This window comes from Bacillus sp. FSL E2-8887, from assembly GCF_038007205.1.
In the GTDB taxonomy this organism is placed as follows: domain Bacteria; phylum Bacillota; class Bacilli; order Bacillales; family Bacillaceae_G; genus Bacillus_A; species Bacillus_A mycoides.
The window spans coordinates 3,712,689-3,736,306 of record NZ_JBBOWS010000001.1 but is presented as its reverse complement, the minus strand read 5'-3'; the positions used below and the strand labels follow the sequence as shown (position 1 = coordinate 3,736,306).

Below are 23,618 nucleotides of genomic sequence, written 5' to 3'. Positions count from 1 at the left end.
TTTGTCAACTGAAAATAATAGAAAAATATGGTATTAAAAATGTATAAATTGGAAAAAATAAGTTTGATATAGAATGGAGGGTTAGTCATGAAGCGAGTTTTTGGAATACTTGTTTGTTTCATGTTATTGCTTTCTGGTACTTCAGTTAGTTTCGCACAATCTGAGAAAACGAAGCAGGAAAAAACAGAAGAAACCACGCCGAAGTTAGCGGAACAAGCGTCGTCAGCGATCGTAATTGAGCAAGATACAGGTAAAGTTTTGTTTGATAAAAATCCGAATGAAAAGTTACCACCTGCTAGTATGACAAAGATTATGACAATGCTATTAATTATGGAACAAGTTGAAAAAGGAAAACTAAAACTAAACGATAAAGTTAGAGCGAGTGAACACGCAGCTTCAATGGGCGGATCACAAATTTTTCTAGAACCTGGGGAAGAGATGACTGTAAATGAAATGTTAAAGGGCATTGCAATTGCATCTGGAAATGATGCATCGGTTGCAGTAGCTGAGCATATCGCTGGTTCAGAAGAAGGTTTCGTAAATATGATGAACAAAAAAGCGAAAGATCTAGGATTGAAAAATACACATTTTCAAAATCCGACAGGTCTTCCAGCGAAAGATCATTATTCTACAGCGAATGATATGGCTATTATGGCGAAAGAGTTGATGAAGTATCCACTTATTCGAAAATACACAGGTAAATATGAAGACTATTTACGTGAAAATACGGATAAGAAGTTTTGGCTTGTTAATACGAATAAGCTAGTACGTTTTTATCCTGGAGTAGATGGAGTGAAAACAGGCTTTACGACAGAAGCGAAATATTGTTTAACGGCATCGGCTGAGAAAAATGGTATGCGTGTTATTTCAGTTGTAATGGGAGCACCTACATCAAAAGAGCGGAACAATCAAGTAACGAAGCTTCTTGATTATGCATTTGGACAATACATGACAAAGAAATTATATACACGTGGTGAGAAAATTAAGACTGTACAAGTAGGAAAAGGTAAGGAAGAAAAAGTAGATTTAGTTGCGTCAGACAATGTGTCTCTTCTTATGAAGAAGGGCGAAAATATGGACAAAGTTAAACAAGAAGTGATTGCTGAAAAGAAAGTGAAGGCACCGATTAAAAAAGGTGATGCACTTGGCACACTTGTTATTAAAAGAGATAAAGATGTTTTATTAAAACAAACAATTGTAGCGAAAGAAGATGTTGAGGCAGCGAGCTGGTGGGAGTTATTTAAAAGAAGTTTTGGGATGTTTTCAACATCAAAATAGCGGCGGAAATTTTGATGTTTTTCTGTTCGTATTTACTGAAATAATTGCTGAAAGGTTTCACTTTATGACGAAATAGTTCTTCTTTTGTCAGTAGGAAGGATTCTGATTTTATATCACGAAAATCTTATGTTAATGAGTAAAGTTTGAGCATAAGGAGGAAATCGTGTGAGTCTTTCCATGCATTTAGAAGTAAAACGTGACGTCTTATGTGTGAGGCTAGAGGGCGAGTTAGATCATCATACTGCTGAAGAGTTGCGAACGAAAGTCACAGATATGATTGAGACACATGGTGTTCATCATATTATTTTGAGCCTAGAGAACTTAACATTTATGGATAGTTCTGGTTTAGGCGTTATATTAGGCCGATATAAACATGTAAAGGGATTAGGTGGAGAGATGGTTGTCTGTGCAATTTCACCGCCCGTTAAACGTTTATTTGAAATGTCAGGTCTATTCAAAATTGTTCGTTTAGAAGAAAGTGAAGCGCATGCGCTCGCGACGTTGGGGGTGGCGTAGATGAGAAATGAAATGAACCTTCAATTTTCAGCGTTAAGTCAGAATGAATCATTCGCTCGTGTTACGGTAGCTGCTTTTATTGCGCAATTAGACCCGACGATGGAAGAACTAACAGAGATTAAAACAGTTGTGTCAGAAGCGGTTACAAATGCAATTATTCATGGGTATGAAGGAAATGCAGAAGGTGTTGTTTATATTTCAGTGATTTTGGAAGAAGCGATGGTGAAACTCACGATTCGAGATGAAGGGATTGGTATCTTTAACTTAGATGAAGCAAGACAACCCCTTTTTACAACTAAACCTGAATTAGAGCGTTCCGGAATGGGATTTACTATCATGGAAAATTTTATGGATGAAGTAGAAGTTATTTCAAACGAATCTTTCGGGACAACAATCCATTTGACAAAATACTTATCAAATAGTAACGCTCTATGCAATTAAGGAGAATAGCCAATGGACATAGAGGTCAGAAATGAGAAGAAGAAACCTCAGTTAAAGGACCACGAGCTAAAAGCGTTAATTCAAAAAAGTCAAGATGGAGATCAACAAGCGAGAGATACAATCGTTCAAAGTAATATGCGTCTCGTATGGTCGGTTGTACAGCGATTTCTTAATCGAGGATACGAACCAGACGATTTATTTCAAATTGGATGTATTGGACTCTTAAAATCGGTAGATAAATTTGATTTATCTTTCGACGTGAAATTTTCAACATATGCAGTTCCAATGATTATCGGTGAAATACAACGATTTTTACGTGACGATGGATCAGTGAAAGTAAGTAGATCTTTAAAAGAAACAGGAAACAAAGTCCGAAAGATGAGAGACGAGCTTTCGAAAGAATTTGGAAGGGCTCCAACGATTAATGAGGTAGCACAGGCTCTTGAACTAACGCCGGAAGAAGTTGTTCTGGCGCAAGAAGCGAGTCGTGCTCCTTCGTCGATACATGAAACTGTGTATGAAAACGACGGAGATCCAATTACTATTTTAGATCAAATTGCAGATCAATCGGAAACGAAATGGTTTGATAAAATTGCTTTAAAAGAAGCAATTAGAGAATTGGATGAACGAGAAAGGCTAATTGTGTATTTGCGCTATTATAAAGACCAAACCCAATCAGAAGTAGCGGAGCGAATAGGCATTTCGCAAGTACAAGTTTCAAGACTTGAAAAGAAAATATTAAAACAGATGAAAGATCGAATAGATGAATAGCTATCTATTCGATTTTTTTTTATTGTCACGAAAAGGAGAAGATTCCAACTATCGCTGAAAATTTACAGAATTTATCGATAATTTAGTTAATTTAAACTATAATCCAAGTATGAACTTGTCACAAAGGGGGAAGGAAACATGGAAACGAGGCAACAATGGGGAACGAGGGCTGGATTTATTTTTGCAGCAATCGGTTCCGCTGTTGGACTAGGGAATATATGGCGTTTTCCTTATACAGCGTATGAAAACGGGGGAGGCGCATTCTTTTTACCGTACTTATTTGCATTATTAACGACTGGTATTTCATTGTTAGCTTTCGAGTTTGCTCTTGGGCATCGTCATCGTGGTTCGGCGCCACTTACATTCTTCCGTATTCATCGACGTGCTGAATTTATTGGATGGTGGCAAATGTGTGTGACATTTATTGTTTCAACATATTACGCCGTAATCATTGCTTGGTCTATTTCGTATACGTACTTTGCAATTACTGGAGCATGGGGGAAAGACACGCAATCATTTTTATTTAAAGAATATTTACATGTTGCAGATAAGCCAGGACAATTCGGGGGGCTCGTACCAGAAGTATTAATTCCGTTAGCTCTCGTTTGGATTATTGTGCTTGGTGTTGCGTTTAAAGGAGTTAAAAAAGGAATCGAAGTTGTTAACCGTATTTTTATTCCTTTACTAGTTGTTATGTTCCTTATTATCGTTGTTCGTGCAGTGACGATGGAAGGGGCGATGCAGGGGCTAGATGCATTTTTTAAACCAGATTGGAGTCGTATTTTGGATGGGAAAGTATGGCTTGCTGCTTACGGTCAAATTTTCTTTAGTTTATCTTTAGCATTCGGAATTATGATTACGTATTCTAGTTATTTACCGAAAAACTCAGATACAACAAATAATGCTTTTATTACAGGATTTGCAAATTCAGGATTTGAATTATTGGCAGGTATTGGTGTCTTTGCAGCTCTTGGATTTATGGCGAATAACATGGGGGTACCGGTTGATAAAGTAGCTAGTGCTGGTGTAGGACTTGCATTTGTAGTATTCCCGCAAATTATTAATGAGTTACCGATGTCGCCGTTATTTGGTGTATTATTCTTCTTATCTCTAACTGTTGCTGGAATTACATCACTCATTTCACTTGCAGAAGTATGCTTTGCCGCTGTATCTGAAAAATTCAGCTTGAGTCGTCAAAAGACGATTGGAATTATGGGAACGCTATTAGTATTAGTTTCTCTTGTTTTTGCAACACGTGGTGGACTTATGTTCCTAGATGTTGTTGATTACTTCGCTAACAATTTTGGATTGATTACAATTGCACTCGTTGAAGTAGTTACAATAGGACTAATCTTGCGCCGTTTACCAGTTTATCAAAATCATGCAAACTTTGTATCTGATATAAAGTTAGGAACGTTTTGGAGAGTGAGTTTACTCGTTATTACTCCACTTATGTTAGGGTATATGTTAATTGATGGTACAATCCAAAACATTAAAAAGAACTACGGAGGTTATCCAACAGAGTTTGTTGTAACGTATGGTTGGTCGATAGCGGCAGCATTCCTTCTAGTCGCGTTAGTTATTGGTCTGAAAAAATGGAATGCACAAATACATTCAGACTCTGTTCAGCTTGAAAAAGAATGGAAGGACCGAGGTGTTTCATGATGAGTGGATCAGCGATTATGATGATGGTTATAGGTATGGTAGTCATTTGGGGAGGACTTGCATTAAGTATTGCAAATTTATTTAAGAAAAAGGCATAAGCTAAAAACATCTGTACCGAAATGGTACAGATGTTTTTTTATGAAAAAATTGTATTAGAAAAAATTCCAATAACCATACTACAACTACGAGGAAGAGTGAAGGGGTGAATGAAAATTGGAACAAACGATTTATATTAAAATGCGCAATCGTTTAAAAGTGTCTCCTACGTATGAAGTAAAGCTGAGCGATGTTGCTCAACTTGCCGGAGATTCTTTTATAGTTGAGTTGTTACAAAATGAAATAGTCTACAAAATAACAGCGCATGATAAAACACATGTTGTAATTGATGTTATGAAAGTGATTGAGATTATTCAACAAAAAGCGGCTCACATACAAATTAATTTACTTGGTTCTGGACAAACTCTTGTTGAAATTATATACGAAAAAAAGAAAGTGCATCCGGTTTTCTTCGGACTTGTATGGTTGTTACTTTTCATTGGAGCGGCCCTTGCGATCATTTATTTCCATGAAGATGTAAGTATGCAACAAGTACACCAACGGTTATATTACATGATTACTGGAGAATTTAAGGCGCAACCACTTTTATTTCAAATTCCTTATTCATTAGGTCTTGGATTAGGTATGGTCTTATTTTTTAATCATGTATTTCAAAAGAGAATTAATGAAGAGCCGAGCCCATTAGAAGTTGAGATGTTTCAATATCAGCAGTCGCTTGATCAATATGTAATTGTTCATGAAAACAAGGATAATATGAAACAGATTGCTGATGATTGAGTGTGCATTTGTTGTATTAATTGGCTTAGCTGGAGGGATTGCAGTAGGTAGCGGATATGTCGCGTTTTTAGCTGTACTTGGTATAATCCCTCGTTTAGCTCAATTAACGAGAAGTGGAAAGCATATTCAATACTTTGAGTGGGCGGTCATTGCAGGTACTTTAACAGGGGCTTGGTGTAGTTTGAAAAATATTACATTTCAAACGTCACAATATTGGCTCGTTATATTAGGGATATTTTGTGGCACATTCATTGGAATGCTCGCTGCGGCGTTAACGGAAGTGTTAAACGTTTTACCTATTTTAGCGAAACGAGTAAGGGTAGAGGAGAAAATTATTGTTTTACTCGTTGCTCTTGTACTTGGGAAAGTAATAGGCTCGTTGTTTCACTGGATTTATTTCGTAAAGTAGGAGGCAACATATATGGCAGGGCGAAAATTGAAGGACGATTACATAAATAAAGTGAAGGAGTACCATCCAAAACCGAACTATTTCATAAATTGTGTGAAGGCATTTCTTGTTGGTGGACTCATTTGTACGGTGGGAGAAGTGTTGATGAAATTTTATATACATTACTTTCACTTTAGTGAGAAAGAGGCAGGAAACCCTACAGTTGCAACTCTTGTTTTACTATCAGCGATTTTAACAGGGTGTGGCGTATATGATAAAATCGGGCAGTTTTCTGGAGCGGGATCAGCAGTACCAGTTACTGGATTTGCGAATTCTATGGCGAGTGCCGCAATAGAGCATAGGAGTGAAGGGATTGTTCTAGGAATCGCTACTAACATGTTTAAGCTTGCAGGAAGTGTCATTGTATTTGGAGTCGTCGGTGCATACATTATCGGATTAATAAGATATACATTTCAAATTTTAATGTCTTAAAGGAGGGGTGGGTATGAGATTGACAGGAAAACAAACGTGGGTATTTCAAAATGATATCTTCGTGAATGCAACTGGTACTGCTGTCGGTCCGAAAGAAGCTGAAGGCCCTCTTGGAAAGGATTTTGATATTTCATATTCTGACTTACATTGCGGAGAGGAAAACTGGGAACTTGCTGAACGAAGGTTAATGTCAGACTCAATTCAACAAGCGATGCAAAAAGGGAATATAAAAAAATCGCAAATTGATTTCTTTTTAGCGGGAGATTTATTAAACCAAACAGTGACAGCAAATTATGTTGCTCGTGAGTATGGTATTCCTTTTTTAGGGATGTTCAGCGCTTGTGCGACGTCAATGGAAACTTTGGCGATTGGATCAGCTTTTATAGATGGTGGATTTGCGAATCGTATTTTAGCTACAGTAAGTAGTCATAATGCGACGGCTGAAAGACAATTTCGTTCCCCAACAGAATACGGAGGACAAAAGCCAGGGACAGCAAACTCAACTGTTACCGGAGCAGGGTCAATATTAATTAGCAATGAGGAGAGTGCAATTAAAATAACAGCAGCAACAATTGGTAAAGTGCAAGATTTAGGAATTGCTAATCCTTTAGATATGGGATCAGCGATGGCACCAGCTGCTGCTCATACAATTCAACAACATTTTGAAGATTTGAGAAGAAGTGCAGCTGATTATGATCTTATTGTTACTGGTGATTTATCGGCTGTTGGGACACCAATTGCGAAACAACTTTTACTTGAGGAAGGGTATGATTTGGGGAATGTATACAAGGATTGTGGATTAATGATTTACAATTCAAATCAAGAAGAAGTGTTTGCAGGGGGCAGTGGTTGTGCTTGTTCAGCTGTTGTAACATACGGCCATTTATTGCGTGAAATGCAAAAAGGGAATTTACAAAGAATTTTTGTCGTTGCAACTGGAGCTCTATTAAGCCCCATGATGATGCAACAGAAGGAAACGATTCCAACGATTGCGCATGGTGTTGTGTTTGAAAGCGTTAAAGGAGAGTGAATTGTGGATTTTATATATGCATTTCTTGTAGGAGGAGCTATTTGTGTAATTGGACAAGTGTTGCTAGATTTCGCAAAGTTAACACCGGCACATTTAATGGCAACTTTTGTAGTCGCCGGAGCTATTTTAGACGGATTCGGATTGTACGATAAGCTTATAAAATTTGCAGGTGCTGGGGCAACAGTCCCTATTACAAGTTTTGGACACTCACTATTGCACGGGGCAATGCATGCGGCAGAAAAACATGGATATTTAGGAATTGGAATCGGTATGTTTAGCTTAACGTCTGCGGGGATTTCAGCAGCGATATTATTTTCATTTTTTGTTGCACTTATATGTAAACCGAAAGGATAAATCAAATGAGACGAAGGGTTGTTTTGGTCACAGATGGAGATGAATATGCAAAGCGGACAATTGAGCTGTTAACAAAGGAATTTGGGGGGAGGTGTATTTCAGCATCGCAAAGTAATCCGACCAAATTGACAGGGAAGAAAGTTGTTGAGCTTATTATGCAAACGCCATATGACCCTGTATTTGTCATGTTTGATGACAGCGGATTTATAGGAGAAGGATCTGGTGAAAAGGCGTTAAAGTATGTCGCAACACATAAACAAGTTGATGTACTCGGTATTTTAGCAGTAGCATCTAATACACATCATTGGGAATGGGCGCGTGTAGATGTAAGTGTAGATCGGAATGGGAATTTGACAGAATATGGCGTTGATAAATTTGGACTCCCAGATGGTGAAATTGGCAGGATTAGTGGGGATACGATTTATTGTTTAGATGGTCTGAATGTTCCTGTCATAGTGGGGGTCGGTGATATTGGCAAGATGTGCGGAAATGATGAATGGGAGAGAGGATCACCTATTACTAGAAAAGCGATTCAATTAATTTTGGAAAGGAGTGGCTTTTATGACGAAGCCTAAAAAAGTGAATATCCCGATTTCATCTTTTTTAAGTGATAATGAAAATTATTTAAAGCAAACAGTTGGACTTGGTGTTACATACGATGTTGGTATTCGTAAATTTAAAATTTTAAATAAAGAAATTGGTGTGTTATTTGTAAATGGACTTTGTGATACGAATTATATTATCCCTATTTTAGAAGAAGCGGTGGATACAAATGAAATAAGGGATGTAGAAGAAGATACAGTAAAGCTTTTAGAGAATCGTTTAATTCATCAACAAGTAAGTAAAGTAAAAACGATGGATGATGTAATGCTCCAAGTATTATCAGGACTCATTGTTATATTTGTGGAAGGTGAAACTGAAGCGTTCGCAATAGATGTTCGTAGTTATCCGGGCCGGACACCGACAGAACCAGATACAGAAAAGGTAGTGCGTGGTGCAAGGGATGGATTTGTTGAAAATATCGTTGTAAATACAGCGTTAATTCGTAGAAGAATACGCGATCCACGTCTTCGAAATGAAATGATTCGAGTAGGGGATAGATCGCAAACGGATATTTGTATTACATATGTACAAGATGTTGCAAATCCGGATTTAGTGAAGATTATAAAACAAGAATTAAATAATATTGAAGTAGATGGGATTACGATGGCGGATAAAACGGTAGAAGAATTTGTAGTGAAACAAGGTTATAATCCATTCCCGCTTATCCGATACACAGAGAGACCAGATGTAGCAGCAAATCATCTGTTAGAAGGACATGTGTTAGTACTCGTTGATACATCACCAAGTGCTATGATCACTCCAACAACATATTTTCACCATTTACAGCATGCAGAAGAGTTTAGACAAAATCCAGCTGTAGGTACATTTTTACGTTGGGTACGTTTTTTAGGTGTTATATTTTCGCTATTCTTACTGCCATTTTGGCTAGTTTTTGTTTTTGATCCGACTCTTTTACCGGAAAGCCTTGCTTTCATTGGACCAAATAAGATGACGCATTTACCGATTTTATTACAAATTTTGATGGCGGAAGTCGGACTCGAATTTTTAAGAATGGCCGCCATTCATACACCGACATCATTGTCGTCGGCAGCAGGATTAATTTCTGCCATATTAATTGGTCAAATTGCAATTGATGTAGGTTTGTTTGTACCAGAAGTTATTTTGTACGTAGCAGTTTCTATGATTGGAGCATACGCTACGCCAAGTTATGAACTAGGGCTTGGGAATAAGATAGGAAAATTGTTTGTCATTATTTTAACAGGCATATTTCATGAAATGGGATTTGTCATTGGAATGACGATGTTGATTCTGTTTTTAACATCTATAAGAAGTTTGCAAACACCGTATTTATGGCCGTTTTTACCGTTTGATTGGGGCGCGTTAACGAAAATTTTACTTCGTCCAACTATGTCTAGTTTAAAGGTTCGTCCAAGTATTGTAAGACCTCAAAATGTGCGAAGACAAAAATAAGCGGGATTATGCTCCGCTTATTTTTTATTGAAAATTTATTGTTTTTTTAACAAAAATCAAACATTTTTTTTGTACAATTAGAGTAGATATTGTGTATGGAAGGGGAAGAGGACATGATTAAACTATTTGTAAGTGATTTAGATGATACACTCGTTTACAATATGAATGATATGCAAAAAGAAGATGAACGAGCGCTTTGTTGGCTAGCTGAAAACGGGACAAATATTTGTTTTGCCTCTGGCCGTTTTACTCAACGAATTGATGAGGTGGTAAAAAGGTTTTCGTTCCCGTATTACACAACTAGTTTAAATGGAGCGACAATGATACTACCGGATGGAAAAGTATTTCATGAATCGAGTTTTGAAGATGGGGTTGCCCAGGAAATATATCGATATATACATAAAAAGGGACTAGCAGATATTGTTTGTGCAAATGAGCAGCGATATACAAAAAGGAAGAATGAACATCACCATACTTTTGAAGAGTATATGGGAGTGCATATTGCTGAAATCGAAGAGTTAGAAGAGGAATTTGGGAAGACTGTACATCCTGCGAAATTATTTGTTTTTGGCGAAGAAGAAAAAATTGTAGCATTAGATCAAGAGTTGAGAGATACATTTCATAGCGAAGCGGAAGTCTTTATATCGGGTAAGCGATATGTTGACATTATGCCAAGAGGTGTAAGTAAAGGAAGCGCTCTGAAGCGATTAATGGAACATTTACAAATTGAAGCAAATGAAGTTGCGTGTATTGGAGATTCTTTCAATGATATTTCTATGTTTGAAGTAACCCCGCACTCCTTCACCCTCCATCATGCTCATCCGTATGTGAAGGAGAAAGCAAATCATGTTGTCCGTTCGGTTGAAGAAGCTATTATGAAATTACCGTTACTTGTATAAAAAGAAGCTCGTCACTGGCGAGCTTCTTTTTTACTTGAATAAAGATTTAACGAAATCAATGATACTAGAGAAGAAATCTTTTACTTTATCTAGGAAACTTTGCCCTTCTTCAGATCCTAAGAAGGCAGACACATGGTCTTTTGCTTTCTCTAATTGGCTACCAACTTGGTTCCAATCGATATTAAGATTTTTCATTTTATCAAATAACGCTACTAGGCTATCCAGCTGTTCATCTGTTAATGTAATACCGAGTTGATCAGCAATTTTTTTAATTAATGTACGTAAATCTTCAGTTGTTTTTGGCTGTTCTTTTGCAATTTCTTCTTTAATTTTTGCAACAAGTTGAACTGCTTTTTCTTCGCCGATTTTATCACCAAGCTGGGCTGTTTGTACCATTTCTTCATTGGCTACTTTTTTTACTTCTTCAGGAATGGCTTTGTTTGATGTTGTTTCATAGGCCTTCATTAAACCTGTTAAAGCAGCAGTTCCTGAAACTTTAAATGGTGCAGTAATTTGAATCTCTGCATCTTTCACACCTGCTGTAATAAGTGCATTTGTGTACATTGCATCTGTTATCGAATTAATGTTTTTTGAGCGTACAATGAGACCTGACCCTGGTTTTGTGTATGTAATCATAGAAGAGGAAATAGCTCTCGTACCAATTTGCGCTTTTGGAACGATGCCCTCTAGAAATTTATGTTCTTCCGCATTAGACACAGTGATGATTGTAGCATCTTTTGGTGCTTTCATTTCTTTTAACAGCTCTTGTTTTTGTTGTTCAGATAAGTTTTCTCCTAGTGTAACAATTGATTCTCCCTCAATGATGTCTGCAAATGAAGCTGTTGGCATAATAAATACGGCTACAGCTAATAGCAGAGCTAGTAATTTCGTTTTCACGAAAAATCGCTCCCTTTCTCTTTCTTAAATTTTCGGGCAACACAGTTATTATAGTATATTTTTCTTATTTGTCACCTAGCTTCTTCCACATTTCAAAAAAGAAGTATGCAGATTGTCGGATTCTTTTTGTTTCTCGTCATGAATATGGTAATATAGTGCTGAGATAGTTGAAAGGAGACATATACATATGAAAACTTTAGGATACATATTAATGGAAAATGGCGAAAAAATCGATTTAGAATTTTTCCCAGAAGAGGCACCAAAAACAGTAGAAAACTTTAAAAAATTAGCAGAGCAAGGATTTTATGATGGTGTGACATTCCACCGCGTTATTCCTGGCTTCGTAAGCCAAGGTGGAGACCCAACAGGCACAGGAGCAGGTGGCCCAGGTTACTCTATCCCATGTGAAACTGATGGAAATCCTCATAGACATCTTGTTGGCTCACTTTCTATGGCACATGCTGGCCGTAATACAGGTGGTAGCCAATTCTTTGTTGTTCATGAGCCACAACCGCATTTAGATGGCGTACATACTGTATTCGGTAAAGCAACAAGCGGTATTGAAACAGTATTAAACATGCGTCAAGGCGATGTAATGAAAGAAGTTAAAGTTTGGGAAGAATAAGTTACGAGAAAAGGAGAGCGATTTTGCTCTCTTTTTTTATTTCCTATAAACAGGGATTGGTATATATTTTAAAGTATATGACACAAATAGGACGGCTACTAACGTTAAATTATATTGTTCATGAGAACAAACTTTTAACAAAATACATAGGATGGAGTACGAATTATATGCTTCAATAAATGTATTTCTCTTAACATATTGCTTTTAGTAGAACTACTTTGTTCAAAAGTGGTTAATAAGTGAAATGTGATGAGAAAGGGATTTTTCTTTTAGTTCCTATATAGTATTGTCTCTTTTTTGAGCGGTGTAATAGAAAGAAATAGCGTGGAAACATATATTTGACTTTCTTCTTAACGCTTTGTATGATTATCAAGTTGTTTCAGCCCCTTCTCACTCTGGTAAAAATATTGTAGAATGAATGTGATATGAAAAGAGTGATTGAGGGGATAAATAGTTTGTAACTTTTGTAAGAAGGGATAAGGGTTATGTTAATTCGTTTTAAAAAAAGTTATGAAAAAATTGCAATGGGGCTTCTTTCATTTATGCCAACTGAAAAAGATGTGAAAACATTACAATTGACAATGAAAGAGTATGAGGCGAAAGAGGATTGGCAATTGTATTTGTGGAAACAAAATGAAGATTTTGTTGGGATAATGGGGATTATAAAAAAAGAAGATCAGGTATTGGAAATTCAGCATTTGAGCGTGAATCCGTCTCACCGTCATATGGGGATTGGGACGAAGATGGTTCAAGAGCTTAAGAGTAAATTTCTTGAGTTTACAATTTGCGGAAATGAGCAAACAGCAAGTTTTTGCAAAAAGTGTAAAGAGCTTGAACAAAATATACATTCATGAAAGCAGGGATAAGTAGTTTATTATCTCTGCTTTCTTTTTTGTAGTTGTTCGTGTCGTTCAGAAATGACGTCTGTTCGATCACGCAATGTGTGCTTATTTATGATGTATTCACCAGGAATGACGTTCGCATCTTTCCAAGAGAGGTTTTGTTTCTTACATAACTGTATGCATTGTTTTTCTAACGATACGTCTAATAATGGTAAAAATAACGGGGCGAAATTTTCCTTTTTGTGGATAGATTGTAATCTTTCATTTAATAAGAATGTAAGTTGTTTATGATCTATTCCGAATTTATGTAATTGCGCGCTGCTCTTTTCTAAAATTGTTATTGCGCTTTTTATCATCTTCTCTGCACCATTCCAATTGGATCGTCTATGATGGTATGAGGAAACAGCAATTTGAATGAGGCCGACTAAGTAATTGTCACGTTCTCCTCTAGGCTTTAATTTCCAATATTCTTCTAATATTTCATGACATTCAAAATAATCATAGTCTCCGTGAAAATGAATTAAAAATTGTATGTACTCGGTAGGATACATTTTTTTCGCTCCTGTCTAACGGTTATATGTACAGTGTATCATAGAAATATTAACAATAAGCGACTAGGGAAAATATCCCTAGTCGCTTTATTGCTTCATATTAGCAGAAGCAAGCTGCTCCTACAATGATTAGTAAAATGAACAGTACAACTAGTAATGCGAATCCACCGCTAAAACCGCAATCAACGTGACCCATAGTTTTTTGACCTCCTACATTGTTCTTACTACATTGTTATCATATGAAGCGGTGGGCATTATGACATGGGCATAGGTCTATTTTTAATTAAATTTCTTAAAAAGGTTGGATAGAACATGAGTATGCTCTATACTTATGGTGTTATAGAAAAAATGTGGTGGGATGCTTTGTGCAGTATAATTTTAAAGTAGAGGCTTTTGAAGGGCCTTTAGATCTATTGTTACACTTAATAAATCGTTACGAAATTGATATATATAATATTCCTGTAGCGAAAATTACAGAGCAATATCTATCTTATGTCCATACGATGAAAGAATTACAATTAGATGTTGCCAGTGAGTATTTAGTAATGGCTGCAACGTTATTACAAATTAAAAGTAAAATGTTGTTACCGAAACAAGAAGAAGATGTACCTGATAACGGTGAAGACTTTATAGATGATCCTCGTCAAGAATTGATGGAGAGGTTAATTGAATATAAGAAATATAAGCAAGTTGCTACTGAGTTAAAAGAAAGAGAACAAGAAAGAGCACAGCTATATACACGTCCGCCAATTGATTTTACATCATTTCAACAAGAAGAGGAGACAAGCTTACCTCTTGATGTTACGTTATATGATATGTTAGCGGCATTTCAAAAGCTAATGCGTCGTAAAAAAGCAAAAACCCCCGTAACAACGCGAATTACTCGCCAAGAAATACCAATTGCACAGCGAATGACTGATATTCTACAACAGTTAGAAGTAAGAGGCGGTCGTCAAAGCTTTTATGATTTGTTTGCTGATGAAGAACGTGAAATAATGGTTGTAACATTTTTAGCGGTTCTTGAGCTAATGAAAAATCAACAAATCATAATTGAGCAGGAACATAATTTTGATGAAATTTTCGTATCAAGCTCTAATAAATCCGTATAGAGTTGATGTGAAGATGGGATAGAAATATTTTATCTCATGTTAGGTTTTAATGTATCGTTTGGAACGAGAGAAGAAATATTGAACCGAACGCATTTACTGTGATTCGGTTTTTTTATGTGTGTTTTTTATGGGAAATAGGAGGAAGGAGTTCGTAAAATGGATAGAAAAGAACAAAAAGCGATTATTGAAGGGCTTTTATTTGTTGCAGGTGACGAAGGGATTTATCCGGAACAGATAGCTAAAGTTCTGGAAGTTGAAGTGGAAGAAGTACTAAACAGTATAGAGGAAATGCAAAAAGAATGCGAAGGATCGAATCGCGGTTTGCAAATTGTACAATATGCAAAAGTGTATCGTTTTGCAACAAAGAAAGAACATGCTTCGTACTATCAAAAATTAATAGATACTCCAACCGCGGCTTCACTTTCTCAAGCAGCTCTTGAAACGTTGGCAATCGTTGCGTACCGTCAACCGATTACAAGGACAGAAATGGAAGAGATTAGAGGTGTGAAAACGGACAAGGCATTACAAACGTTAGTTTCACACTTACTTATAAAAGAAACGGGAAGAGCGGAAGGACCAGGGCGCCCTATTTTATACGGAACGACGAAAGAATTTTTAGATACGTTTGGTTTGAAAACATTAGATGATTTACCACCTCTTTCGGAAGAAAATGAACAAATGAATGAAGCAGATTTATTCTTTGGTTCTTTACAGGAATTATCAAAATAAAAGCTTAGCATTTTGCTAAGCTTTTTTTGTATATCAATTACAGAGCGTGCCATACTAAATGAAAAAAGGAGACGAGTTATGAAAGGTGTACGGAGTATTCTATTGTTGGTTTCTGTTTTATTATGTTTTTCGTTAAACAGCGCATCGGCTAAAAGATATATGATGTCTATTCATACTGCGTCTTCTATACATATGCATCGGCAACATTTTGGTAAAATGAAAGTGAGTTTTTTAAAAGTTGGACAAGGTGATGCGACACTTATTACATTGCCAAATGGTCAAACGATGTTAATAGATGGGGGCCCTTATGAAGCGGGAGAGGTTATTATTCAAAAACTAATTGAAAAAGGAATTAATCATTTAGATGTGATTGTAAGTACTCATCCTGATATGGACCATATAGGGGGGCTTATTCCAATTGTAGAACAAATGCCGGTTTCACTCGTATTAGATAGTGGAAAAACATATAGTTCATTTACTTATCATACGTATCGGAATAATATTAAAAAAAGGGGCATACCTTTCATTTCAGTGAAGGAAGGACAATACATACCGTTAGATCCACATGTTTCTATACAAGTATTAAACAATGGTAAATCGAAAGACGAGAATAACGAGTCCTCAATTGTGTTAAAGATTCGATATGGTAAAGCGGACTTTTTATTAATGGGTGATGCTGATATACGGACGGAAAATGAAATATTAAAGCAATTTGATGTACATGCAGATGTATTAAAAGTTGGGCATCATGGCTCGTATACTTCAACGAGTGAAACATTCTTAAAAAAAGTAGATCCACAATTCGCTATTCTTTCGTACGGGAGTAGAAATCCGTATGGGCATCCTCATCAGAGTGTAGTAAGACGATTAAAACAGCGTGGTATAATGATATATGGAACAAACAAGCGAACTGTGGAAATAGAAACAGATGGTGAACATATTACTATGGGGGCAAGCGGTCTTATGCCATTACTTAAGTAACTAATTATATAAGAGGTTATTATCCATTTTGGTAAAAATGGATAATATATATTAGAATGAAAAAGAAATCAATTTCCTTTTTTCGCTGAACGAAGAGGAAATTTCATTAGAATGTATAGACAACTACTTGTGTGTATATTAAGATGGAATTAGGCGAATCAGGTAATAATAATAAGTAGGTATTTCATGGGAAAGGGTCGATGAAAATGAAAACGCAAGTTGTCATCAATGCCGAAATTTATACAGGTAAAGAAGTAGTGGAAAACGGATTTATTCGTTACACAGAAACAGTTAAAGAAATTGGTTTGATGGCTCAATATGTATCACAAGAAAATGAAACTGTGTTAGATGTGGCAGGAAAGATTGTGATTCCAGGTATGATTGATGTTCATATTCATGGTGGATACGATATTGATGCGATGGATGCAAATAGCGATGGATTAGTAACTCTTGGTAAAGAAATGTTAAAAGAAGGAGTTACAACTTACTTCCCAACAACAATGACACAAGCTCCAGAAGCGATTGAAGCGGCGCTAAGTGCTGCGAAGGAAGCTAAAGACAAAGGAGCACATTTCGAATATATTCACTTAGAAGGACCATATGTTTCAAAAAAACGTGCGGGTGCACAACCGCTTGAACATATTGTTCCTGCGAGTATCGAGCAATTTAAACAATGGCAGGAAGCAAGCGGTAATCTAATTAAATTAGTAACATATGCACCGGAAGAAGAAGGTGCGTTAGAGTTTGAACAGTATCTTGCTGAAACAGGTGTTGTTGGCACAATGGGGCATACAGATGCAATTGATGCACAACTGAAAAATAGAAAAATTACACATGCAACACATTTATACAATCAAATGCGTGGATTACATCATCGTGAACCAGGAGTTGTTGGTCATGTGTTATTAAATCCAGATGTAATGGTTGAAGTAATTACAGATGGTATTCACATTCACCCTGATATGGTGAAATTAGCATATAAATTAAAAGGACCGAAAAAAGTAAGTGTCATTACAGATGCAATGCGTGCAAAAGGTCTTGAAGAAGGATTATATGAGCTTGGCGGACAGCCAGTACATGTAAAAGATGGCAGTGCCCGATTAGAAGATGGAACGTTAGCTGGTAGTATTTTAAAAATGGATCAAGCTTTCCGAAATGTAATTGAATTTACAGGATGTTCAATCGAGGAGGCAGTGTTAATGACATCAGTTAACCAAGCAGAAGAATTTGGATTAAATAATAAAGGCGCGTTAGCGGTAGGTAAAGATGCAGACTTTGTTGTTATGACTGAAGAATTACATGTATATGATACGGTTCGTTTAGGAATTCATATGAAGGAAGGGAAGTAATTAGATGAATATTCTAGTTGTAAAAACTCCAGAAGAATTAGCAGAAGCAGGTTATAAGTTAATTAAAGAGGTTGTAAAATCAAAAGAAAATCCAACTTTAGGAATGGCTACAGGAAGCTCTCCATTAGGTATTTATGCAGAAATGCGAAAAAATAAACTTGATACAAGTCATGCAACCACTGTAAACTTAGATGAGTACGTAAATTTACCACACGAAGATAAAAACAGCTATCACTATTTCATGCAAGAACAGTTGTTTGATCATCTTCCATTTAAACAAACTTATGTACCGAATGGGATGGCAAGTGATTTAGAGGAAGAGTGCAAGCGTTATGAAGGCATTCTAGTAGCTAACCCAGTTGACTTACAGATTCTTGGAATCGGTGAAAACGGTCACATCGGATTTAATGAGCCAGGAACACCATTTAATTCTCCAACTAACATTGTAGAATTAACAGAATCTACACGCCAAGCAAACCTTCGCTTCTTTGAAAATGAAGAAGATGTGCCGACTCATGCGATTACAATGGGAATTGGAAGTATTATGAAAGCGAAACAAATTCTTCTTGTTGCTATGGGATCTAAAAAGGCAGAAGCTATTAAAGAATTATTGCAAGGTGAATATAGTGAGGCGTGTCCTGCTACAGTTTTACAACGTCATCCGAATGTAACCGTAATCGCAGATCCAGAAGCTCTATCTTTATGCAGTGAGGCGATTGCTGATGAACATCGACAAGTATTCACCATTTCCGATTTATTATCAGATTCAAGAGTGGGTGAAACAGCTAATTGAGGAAGGCGAATGGAAGCCGGGAGATAAAATTCCATCTGAGAATGAACTTTGTGATAAGTTCGAAGTGAGTCGTATGACAATCAGACAGGCGATTAATAACTTAGTGGAACAAGGTTATTTATACCGGAAACGTGGGATTGGAACGTTCGTCCAACTTCCGAAAGTGGAGCAAAAGTTGCAAGGAATGACGGGATTCACAGAAGATATGATATCTCGTGGTATGAAACCGAGCAGCCAGTTATTAAGTTTCCGCCTAGTTCCAGCTACTGCTAAAATAGCAGACCGGCTGAGAATACAAGAGGGAGAATCGGTTTATGAAGTGAGACGTACGCGCTTAGCTGATGACGAACCGATTGCATTTGAGACGACATATTTGTCGCCAACTCTTGTGAAAGATATTAACGAAGAAATATTACAACAATCTTTATATGAACATTTAGAGAAAAAACTGGGCTTTAAGCTTGTTCGCGCTACTCAATCAATTGAAGCTTCAATTGCAACGGATAATGAAGCTGAACATCTGCATATTCCTAAAAAGGCGCCTGTACTTGTAATGCGTCAATGGTCATATGCAGAAGGTGAGTTACCGTTAGAGTATGTGAAATGTATTTATCGTGGGGATCGTTACAAGTTTATTACGAACATCGCACGTAACAAGTAATATATTTCAGTTTGTGAAGTACAGTGAACTTTGATGTTTTCAACATGTAAAGAAATAAAAATACGACTCATCCTTATAAGGAGTGAGTCGTATTTTTATTATGAGCAATTACGTGGTTAACAGCATCTTTAACCGTATTTACTACATAGTGAGCGTGCTCTTTTACTGCGTCATCTGCTTGAGACATAGCAAAACTGTGAGGAGTTAAAGAGAACATTGGAATATCATTATAAGAATCCCCTATGCAAGCAATTTCCTCTGGTTGTATTTGAAATTCTTTTAATAAAATAGAAATAGCAGAACCTTTACTAATATTAGGTGGCATTACATCTAAACATTGTTCTGCTGAAATGAAGGTGCTAACTTTTCTGTGAAATTTTTCATCAATTTTGTTCTGAAGGAGTTGTAAGCTTTCCTTCGTTCCACCGATAGAAATTTTATTTGGAAAAATTGTATCATCAATTTTCTGTAATAGATTAGGTTCTTCAACAGAAGTCATCGTTACTTGTTGTTCAAGTTCATGAATAAACGGTGTTTTTTCTTCAATGTAGTAGTTATGTTCATCACTTACATAACGGAAATAAGGGTCTTCATTTGTCATAGCTAACAAATCTGGAAGAATGCTGGAATCGAAAGTTGCAGATAATAGCTGTTTATTTTCATGTGTATATACAAAAACACCATTTACACTAATGCGATGGAAATTTGTATTAACCGCTCTCATTAGGTCTGCAATTTCATTATCAAGTCTTCCAGAAGCAAAACAAAGAATTACATTTTGTTCAGCTAAGCTGCGTAAAGCGATAACATCTTTTTCGTCGATAAAACCTCCGTGTTGCATCATCGTTCCATCAATATCACTTACAAACATTTTAATCATGTTGCAATCTCCTTTCTATGTACAGTTGCCCTTACATTATACGCATCATATACAAACATGTCTAAAAAATGAATTTTTATTAAATGGTAGATGTTTTATATTGACGAAAAAGAAGAATGTTCTGTAACATAAAAGTAGGCTATTTAAGTACGAGGGTGGTGTTATATGAGTAATTATCTAGAAATTAAAAAAGTTTTAAATAATAATGTCATCATTGCTAGCCATCCTGAACACGAGGAAGTAGTAGTGATCGGTAAAGGAATCGGATTTGGGAAAAAGGCTGAAGATGTGTTGGAGCAAGAACAAATTGAGAAAATGTTTGTTTTAAAAAATGAACGTGATCGAGAACAATACAAACTTTTAGTACCACATGTGAGTGAAAAGCTAATTGAATTGATGAATGATATTATGTTATATATTCAAGAAAAAGCGGAGTCTCCATTAAATGAACATATTCATATCGCTTTAACAGATCATATTTCTTTTGCAATTAAAAGGCTGAAACAAGGACTTACAATAGATAATCCTTTTTTAGTTGAAACGAAAATGCTATATCCAGAGGAATATAAAATTGCTGAAGGCGTTGTGCAACTTTTAAATTCTCGTTTGCAAATTACATTGCCAGAAGGGGAAGTTGGCTTTATCGCACTTCACATTTACAGCTCGCTTACAAACTCTGATTTATCTTCTGTTAATCAAAATTCTCGTCTTATTGCACAACTTGTGTCTTTAATTGAGACAAGCCTACAAATTACATTAGACCAAGAAAGCATTCATTATTTACGCCTTATTCGCCATTTACAATATGCTATTGAGCGGGTGAAAAAAGGAGAAAAAGTAGAAGAAGCACAGAGTTTTGCTGATTTATTAAAGTTGGAATATCCAGTTTGTTATAATTTGGCGTGGAAACTAGTCAAAGTAATGCAGAAAGAATTACAACTTCCTGTATATGAAGCGGAGAGTATTTATTTAACGATGCATTTACAACGATTAGTGAAAGTAGAACATGTGTAAAAAGACATATATTTTTGTCTAAAATGAAAACGTTAAAAAAAATGATTGAATCGCTTACAATAGTTATGTATAATAACTATTGCAAAGTTATACAAAATTCGACAAACACATTAAGGTAAATAACGAAAACGTTTGCTTTAATTATAGTGAACTTATACGTAATCCTATTTTTGACACGTGTTACTGATTCGATCAGGCATGAGTGGAGAAAAGTTGGGAATGTAAGCTAAAGAAAGGGACATACTACCCTTTGTATAGCTATCGTTCTATCTTTTTTTTCCTCATGCCTTTTTGGCGTTTGTCGAAAAGTATCAATATAGATAAGAGAGGAAGGGTTTCCATGTTTAAGAAGATCTTTGGTGTTCTTCAAAAAGTCGGAAAAGCGCTTATGCTTCCAGTAGCGATTTTACCGGCAGCAGGTATTTTACTTGGATTTGGTAATGCATTTCAAAATCCACAACTAACAAATGTTATCCCTGCTTTAAAAGCAGATTGGTTCGTAATGGTTGCAAAAATTATGGAACAATCTGGCGATATTATTTTCGCTAACCTTGCGCTATTATTCGCAGTTGGGGTAGCGATCGGTTTAGCTGGTGGAGACGGAGTAGCTGGTTTAGCAGCGTTCGTCGGATACTTAATTATGAACAAAACGATGAGTGTGTTCTTAGAAGTAGATAAACTAGTGAAAGTAACAAGCACTGGAACAGATCCAGTAAAAATTGGATTTTCAGATCCAGCATATGCAAACGTATTAGGAATTCCAACGCTGCAAACAGGAGTGTTTGGTGGTATTATCGTCGGGATAGTAGCGGCATATTGTTATAATAAATACTTCAACATTGAATTACCATCATACTTAGGTTTCTTTGCAGGTAAGCGTTTCGTACCAATCGCAACTGCAACATTCTCTTTAGTGGTAGGTATTATCATGTGCTTCATTTGGCCATACATTCAGGGTGGCTTAAATACGTTCTCACATCAAATGATTGATGCAAATAGAACGATAGCAGCATTTATATTCGGTTTAATCGAACGTTCATTAATTCCATTTGGATTACATCATATTTTCTATTCACCGTTCTGGTTCGAATTCGGTCAGTATACAAATGCAGCTGGCGAATTAATCCGTGGTGACCAAAAAATCTTTATGGCACAGTTAAAAGACGGCGTAGAATTAACAGCAGGTACATTTACAACTGGTAAGTATCCGTTCATGATGTTCGGTCTTCCAGCAGCAGCTTTAGCAATGTACCATGAAGCACGTCCGGAAAATAAAAAATTAGCAGCTGGTATTTTAGGATCTGCTGCATTAACATCTTTCTTAACAGGTATTACAGAACCACTTGAATTTTCATTCTTATTCGTAGCACCAGTATTATTCGGAATTCATGCAGTATTCGCTGGTCTATCATTTATGACAATGCAAATTTTAGGTGTTAAAATTGGTATGACATTCTCTGGTGGTTTAATTGACTTCATATTATTCGGTGTACTACCAGGTCGTACGGCATGGTGGTGGGTAATTATTGTTGGTCTTGTACTAGCAGTGATTTACTACTTCGGATTCCGTTTCGCAATCCGTAAATGGAACTTAAAAACACCTGGTCGTGAAGTAGCGAATGCTAATGAAGGCGCAGGGAAAACAGAAGCAGGAGAACTTCCACGTGAAGTATTAGTAGCACTTGGTGGTAAAGAAAACATTGCTTCGTTAGATGCTTGTATTACTCGTTTACGCGTTCAAGTTAACGAACAAAAAAATGTAAATAAAGACCGCTTAAAAGAGCTTGGAGCAGCCGGTGTACTTGAAGTTGGAAATAACATTCAAGCTATTTTCGGACCGAAATCTGACACATTAAAATCACAAATTCATGATATTATGTCAGGTCGTACACCTCATGTTGAAAAAGAAGCGCCTGTAAAAGTGGAAGAAGCTCCTCAACAGGTTGATGAAAATGAAACAATCGTTTCACCAATTGAAGGGAAAATCTTACCGATTACAGAAGTACCTGACCAAGTATTCTCAGGGAAAATGATGGGAGATGGATTTGCGATTGAGCCAACAGAAGGAACAGTAGTTTCTCCGGTTAATGGTGAGATTGTAAATGTATTCCCTACAAAACATGCGATTGGTATTCAGTCTGAAGGCGGAAAAGAAATTTTAATCCACTTCGGTATTGATACTGTAAAATTAAATGGTGAAGGCTTTGAAGCGCTTGTAGCACAAGGTGATAAAGTGAAACAAGGACAACCATTATTAAAAGTAGATCTTGCATTTGTAAAAGAAAATGCACCATCTATTATTACACCAATCGTCTTTACGAATTTACAACAAGGGCAACAAGTCGAATTGAAAAAAGATGGAAATGTTAAGAAGGGCGAAAACGCTATTATTGACATTCAGTAGGAATTTGACGCAAAATGTTTATAATTATAATAGGCGATGTGGTTGACCGAACATCGCCTATTATATACAATAGATGATGTA

At 36.4% G+C, this 23,618-nt stretch carries 28 protein-coding genes; 24 read left to right on the top strand and 4 right to left on the bottom strand.

All coding sequences use genetic code 11. The annotated features are described in order from the left end of the window. Positions 1-87 precede the first annotated feature (87 nt). The 14 genes from dacF to NSQ08_RS18940 all read left to right on the top strand — a co-directional run bounded on the left by dacF (position 88) and on the right by NSQ08_RS18940 (position 10,702). Entirely contained in the window at positions 88-1,278 is a 1,191-nt protein-coding gene (dacF, locus tag NSQ08_RS19005) for a serine-type D-Ala-D-Ala carboxypeptidase DacF (protein WP_002088461.1), read from the top strand. 165 nt (positions 1,279-1,443) lie between these two features. After that, positions 1,444-1,794 (top strand): anti-sigma F factor antagonist, encoded by a 351-nt coding sequence (gene spoIIAA / locus NSQ08_RS19000; RefSeq protein ID WP_002128957.1) that lies wholly within the window; start codon positions 1,444-1,446, stop codon positions 1,792-1,794. Then, positions 1,795-2,235 (top strand): anti-sigma F factor, encoded by a 441-nt coding sequence (gene spoIIAB, locus NSQ08_RS18995; protein WP_001243400.1) that lies wholly within the window; start codon positions 1,795-1,797, stop codon positions 2,233-2,235. Positions 2,236-2,247: 12 nt separating this feature from the next. Beyond that, on the top strand, positions 2,248-3,006 hold the full coding sequence (gene sigF / locus NSQ08_RS18990) for an RNA polymerase sporulation sigma factor SigF (RefSeq protein ID WP_002014922.1): 759 nt from the start codon (positions 2,248-2,250) through the stop codon (positions 3,004-3,006). A gap of 138 nt (positions 3,007-3,144) precedes the next feature. Beyond that, entirely contained in the window at positions 3,145-4,671 is a 1,527-nt protein-coding gene (locus NSQ08_RS18985; protein WP_340777945.1) for a sodium-dependent transporter, read from the top strand. Beyond that, positions 4,671-4,769, top strand: coding sequence for a methionine/alanine import family NSS transporter small subunit (locus tag NSQ08_RS18980; RefSeq protein ID WP_000016829.1), 99 nt, complete (start codon positions 4,671-4,673; stop codon positions 4,767-4,769). The genes NSQ08_RS18985 and NSQ08_RS18980 overlap by 1 nt, the downstream gene beginning before the upstream one ends. Positions 4,770-4,884: 115 nt before the next feature. Continuing rightward, positions 4,885-5,505 carry a stage V sporulation protein AA gene (locus NSQ08_RS18975; RefSeq protein ID WP_340777943.1) on the top strand — a complete coding sequence of 207 codons (621 nt, stop codon included), beginning with the start codon at positions 4,885-4,887 and terminating at the stop codon, positions 5,503-5,505. After that, the gene (spoVAB, locus tag NSQ08_RS18970) at positions 5,498-5,914 is read left to right on the top strand and encodes a stage V sporulation protein SpoVAB (RefSeq protein ID WP_016092269.1); all 417 of its coding nucleotides are present in this window, start codon (positions 5,498-5,500) and stop codon (positions 5,912-5,914) included. Before NSQ08_RS18975 ends, spoVAB begins: the two co-directional genes overlap by 8 nt. A gap of 12 nt (positions 5,915-5,926) precedes the next feature. Further along, positions 5,927-6,385, top strand: coding sequence for a stage V sporulation protein AC (gene spoVAC / locus NSQ08_RS18965; RefSeq protein ID WP_340777941.1), 459 nt, complete (start codon positions 5,927-5,929; stop codon positions 6,383-6,385). A 13-nt stretch (positions 6,386-6,398) separates the two neighbouring features. Continuing rightward, on the top strand, positions 6,399-7,415 hold the full coding sequence (gene spoVAD / locus NSQ08_RS18960; protein ID WP_340777939.1) for a stage V sporulation protein AD: 1,017 nt from the start codon (positions 6,399-6,401) through the stop codon (positions 7,413-7,415). A gap of 3 nt (positions 7,416-7,418) precedes the next feature. Continuing rightward, on the top strand, positions 7,419-7,769 hold the full coding sequence (gene spoVAE / locus NSQ08_RS18955) for a stage V sporulation protein AE (RefSeq protein ID WP_002014916.1): 351 nt from the start codon (positions 7,419-7,421) through the stop codon (positions 7,767-7,769). A gap of 5 nt (positions 7,770-7,774) precedes the next feature. Beyond that, entirely contained in the window at positions 7,775-8,344 is a 570-nt protein-coding gene (locus tag NSQ08_RS18950; protein WP_002088445.1) for a stage V sporulation protein AE, read from the top strand. Further along, positions 8,331-9,803 carry a spore germination protein SpoVAF gene (spoVAF, locus tag NSQ08_RS18945; RefSeq protein ID WP_340777936.1) on the top strand — a complete coding sequence of 491 codons (1,473 nt, stop codon included), beginning with the start codon at positions 8,331-8,333 and terminating at the stop codon, positions 9,801-9,803. The genes NSQ08_RS18950 and spoVAF overlap by 14 nt, the downstream gene beginning before the upstream one ends. Before the next feature lie 95 nt (positions 9,804-9,898). Continuing rightward, positions 9,899-10,702, top strand: a complete 804-nt coding sequence (locus NSQ08_RS18940) for a Cof-type HAD-IIB family hydrolase (protein ID WP_340777934.1) — start codon at positions 9,899-9,901, stop codon at positions 10,700-10,702. Between the two features lie 30 nt (positions 10,703-10,732). On the opposite strand, the gene NSQ08_RS18935 is transcribed toward NSQ08_RS18940, so the two are convergent. Beyond that, positions 10,733-11,599, bottom strand: coding sequence for a DUF1002 domain-containing protein (locus NSQ08_RS18935; RefSeq protein WP_340777932.1), 867 nt, complete (start codon positions 11,597-11,599; stop codon positions 10,733-10,735). A gap of 187 nt (positions 11,600-11,786) precedes the next feature. On the opposite strand from NSQ08_RS18935, the gene NSQ08_RS18930 reads away from it, so the two are divergent. Beyond that, positions 11,787-12,224, top strand: a complete 438-nt coding sequence (locus NSQ08_RS18930) for a peptidylprolyl isomerase (protein ID WP_000853785.1) — start codon at positions 11,787-11,789, stop codon at positions 12,222-12,224. A 485-nt stretch (positions 12,225-12,709) separates the two neighbouring features. Beyond that, positions 12,710-13,078: a GNAT family N-acetyltransferase RibT gene (gene ribT / locus NSQ08_RS18925; RefSeq protein ID WP_000908403.1), complete on the top strand. Its 369-nt coding sequence runs from the start codon at positions 12,710-12,712 to the stop codon at positions 13,076-13,078. A gap of 20 nt (positions 13,079-13,098) precedes the next feature. On the opposite strand, the gene NSQ08_RS18920 is transcribed toward ribT, so the two are convergent. Both NSQ08_RS18920 and NSQ08_RS18915 read right to left on the bottom strand, forming a co-directional pair. Beyond that, complete coding sequence (locus NSQ08_RS18920) at positions 13,099-13,617, bottom strand: DUF309 domain-containing protein (protein ID WP_159147036.1); 519 nt, start codon at positions 13,615-13,617, stop codon at positions 13,099-13,101. A gap of 100 nt (positions 13,618-13,717) precedes the next feature. Further along, positions 13,718-13,813: a YjcZ family sporulation protein gene (locus tag NSQ08_RS18915; protein ID WP_000510194.1), complete on the bottom strand. Its 96-nt coding sequence runs from the start codon at positions 13,811-13,813 to the stop codon at positions 13,718-13,720. Positions 13,814-13,982: 169 nt separating this feature from the next. On the opposite strand from NSQ08_RS18915, the gene NSQ08_RS18910 reads away from it, so the two are divergent. The 6 genes from NSQ08_RS18910 (at position 13,983) to phnF (ending at position 19,239) form a co-directional block, all read left to right on the top strand. Beyond that, positions 13,983-14,726 carry a segregation/condensation protein A gene (locus NSQ08_RS18910; RefSeq protein WP_002143025.1) on the top strand — a complete coding sequence of 248 codons (744 nt, stop codon included), beginning with the start codon at positions 13,983-13,985 and terminating at the stop codon, positions 14,724-14,726. 156 nt (positions 14,727-14,882) lie between these two features. Beyond that, positions 14,883-15,455 carry an SMC-Scp complex subunit ScpB gene (gene scpB / locus NSQ08_RS18905; RefSeq protein WP_012261645.1) on the top strand — a complete coding sequence of 191 codons (573 nt, stop codon included), beginning with the start codon at positions 14,883-14,885 and terminating at the stop codon, positions 15,453-15,455. Between the two features lie 78 nt (positions 15,456-15,533). Then, positions 15,534-16,436, top strand: a complete 903-nt coding sequence (locus tag NSQ08_RS18900; RefSeq protein WP_002143023.1) for a ComEC/Rec2 family competence protein — start codon at positions 15,534-15,536, stop codon at positions 16,434-16,436. Between the two features lie 206 nt (positions 16,437-16,642). Continuing rightward, entirely contained in the window at positions 16,643-17,785 is a 1,143-nt protein-coding gene (nagA, locus tag NSQ08_RS18895) for an N-acetylglucosamine-6-phosphate deacetylase (RefSeq protein ID WP_002088433.1), read from the top strand. Between the two features lie 4 nt (positions 17,786-17,789). Beyond that, positions 17,790-18,578 carry a glucosamine-6-phosphate deaminase gene (nagB, locus tag NSQ08_RS18890; protein WP_002033913.1) on the top strand — a complete coding sequence of 263 codons (789 nt, stop codon included), beginning with the start codon at positions 17,790-17,792 and terminating at the stop codon, positions 18,576-18,578. Beyond that, the gene (phnF, locus tag NSQ08_RS18885) at positions 18,508-19,239 is read left to right on the top strand and encodes a phosphonate metabolism transcriptional regulator PhnF (RefSeq protein ID WP_012261644.1); all 732 of its coding nucleotides are present in this window, start codon (positions 18,508-18,510) and stop codon (positions 19,237-19,239) included. Before nagB ends, phnF begins: the two co-directional genes overlap by 71 nt. 73 nt (positions 19,240-19,312) lie before the next feature. Here the strand turns inward: phnF and NSQ08_RS18880 are convergent, their stop codons facing one another. Beyond that, on the bottom strand, positions 19,313-20,119 hold the full coding sequence (locus NSQ08_RS18880; protein ID WP_340777924.1) for an HAD family hydrolase: 807 nt from the start codon (positions 20,117-20,119) through the stop codon (positions 19,313-19,315). Positions 20,120-20,284: 165 nt separating this feature from the next. Here NSQ08_RS18880 and glcT point away from each other — a divergent pair, with 165 nt between their 5' ends. Then, positions 20,285-21,133, top strand: coding sequence for a glucose PTS transporter transcription antiterminator GlcT (gene glcT, locus NSQ08_RS18875; RefSeq protein WP_002143016.1), 849 nt, complete (start codon positions 20,285-20,287; stop codon positions 21,131-21,133). 340 nt (positions 21,134-21,473) lie between these two features. Further along, positions 21,474-23,537 (top strand): PTS glucose transporter subunit IIABC, encoded by a 2,064-nt coding sequence (gene ptsG / locus NSQ08_RS18870; RefSeq protein WP_002014901.1) that lies wholly within the window; start codon positions 21,474-21,476, stop codon positions 23,535-23,537. Positions 23,538-23,618 lie beyond the last annotated feature (81 nt).

Bases quoted from the DNA above. Each gene is read 5' to 3' on its own strand.
- NSQ08_RS18930 (WP_000853785.1), top strand. From the start codon at position 11,787: ATGAAAACTTTAGGATACATATTAATGGAAAATGGCGAAAAAATCGAT.
- dacF (WP_002088461.1), top strand. From the start codon at position 88: ATGAAGCGAGTTTTTGGAATACTTGTTTGTTTCATGTTATTGCTTTCT.
- phnF (WP_012261644.1), top strand. From the start codon at position 18,508: ATGAACATCGACAAGTATTCACCATTTCCGATTTATTATCAGATTCAA.
- nagA (WP_002088433.1), top strand. From the start codon at position 16,643: ATGAAAACGCAAGTTGTCATCAATGCCGAAATTTATACAGGTAAAGAA.
- nagB (WP_002033913.1), top strand. From the start codon at position 17,790: ATGAATATTCTAGTTGTAAAAACTCCAGAAGAATTAGCAGAAGCAGGT.
- spoIIAB (WP_001243400.1), top strand. From the start codon at position 1,795: ATGAGAAATGAAATGAACCTTCAATTTTCAGCGTTAAGTCAGAATGAA.
- spoVAD (WP_340777939.1), top strand. From the start codon at position 6,399: ATGAGATTGACAGGAAAACAAACGTGGGTATTTCAAAATGATATCTTC.
- spoVAC (WP_340777941.1), top strand. From the start codon at position 5,927: ATGGCAGGGCGAAAATTGAAGGACGATTACATAAATAAAGTGAAGGAG.
- NSQ08_RS18915 (WP_000510194.1), bottom strand. From the start codon at position 13,813: ATGGGTCACGTTGATTGCGGTTTTAGCGGTGGATTCGCATTACTAGTT.
- NSQ08_RS18940 (WP_340777934.1), top strand. From the start codon at position 9,899: ATGGAAGGGGAAGAGGACATGATTAAACTATTTGTAAGTGATTTAGAT.
- NSQ08_RS18980 (WP_000016829.1), top strand. From the start codon at position 4,671: ATGAGTGGATCAGCGATTATGATGATGGTTATAGGTATGGTAGTCATT.
- spoVAB (WP_016092269.1), top strand. From the start codon at position 5,498: ATGATTGAGTGTGCATTTGTTGTATTAATTGGCTTAGCTGGAGGGATT.
- glcT (WP_002143016.1), top strand. From the start codon at position 20,285: ATGAGTAATTATCTAGAAATTAAAAAAGTTTTAAATAATAATGTCATC.
- ribT (WP_000908403.1), top strand. From the start codon at position 12,710: ATGTTAATTCGTTTTAAAAAAAGTTATGAAAAAATTGCAATGGGGCTT.
- NSQ08_RS18985 (WP_340777945.1), top strand. From the start codon at position 3,145: ATGGAAACGAGGCAACAATGGGGAACGAGGGCTGGATTTATTTTTGCA.
- spoVAF (WP_340777936.1), top strand. From the start codon at position 8,331: ATGACGAAGCCTAAAAAAGTGAATATCCCGATTTCATCTTTTTTAAGT.
- NSQ08_RS18950 (WP_002088445.1), top strand. From the start codon at position 7,775: ATGAGACGAAGGGTTGTTTTGGTCACAGATGGAGATGAATATGCAAAG.
- sigF (WP_002014922.1), top strand. From the start codon at position 2,248: ATGGACATAGAGGTCAGAAATGAGAAGAAGAAACCTCAGTTAAAGGAC.
- NSQ08_RS18880 (WP_340777924.1), bottom strand. From the start codon at position 20,119: ATGATTAAAATGTTTGTAAGTGATATTGATGGAACGATGATGCAACAC.
- NSQ08_RS18920 (WP_159147036.1), bottom strand. From the start codon at position 13,617: ATGTATCCTACCGAGTACATACAATTTTTAATTCATTTTCACGGAGAC.
- NSQ08_RS18900 (WP_002143023.1), top strand. From the start codon at position 15,534: ATGAAAGGTGTACGGAGTATTCTATTGTTGGTTTCTGTTTTATTATGT.
- ptsG (WP_002014901.1), top strand. From the start codon at position 21,474: ATGTTTAAGAAGATCTTTGGTGTTCTTCAAAAAGTCGGAAAAGCGCTT.
- scpB (WP_012261645.1), top strand. From the start codon at position 14,883: ATGGATAGAAAAGAACAAAAAGCGATTATTGAAGGGCTTTTATTTGTT.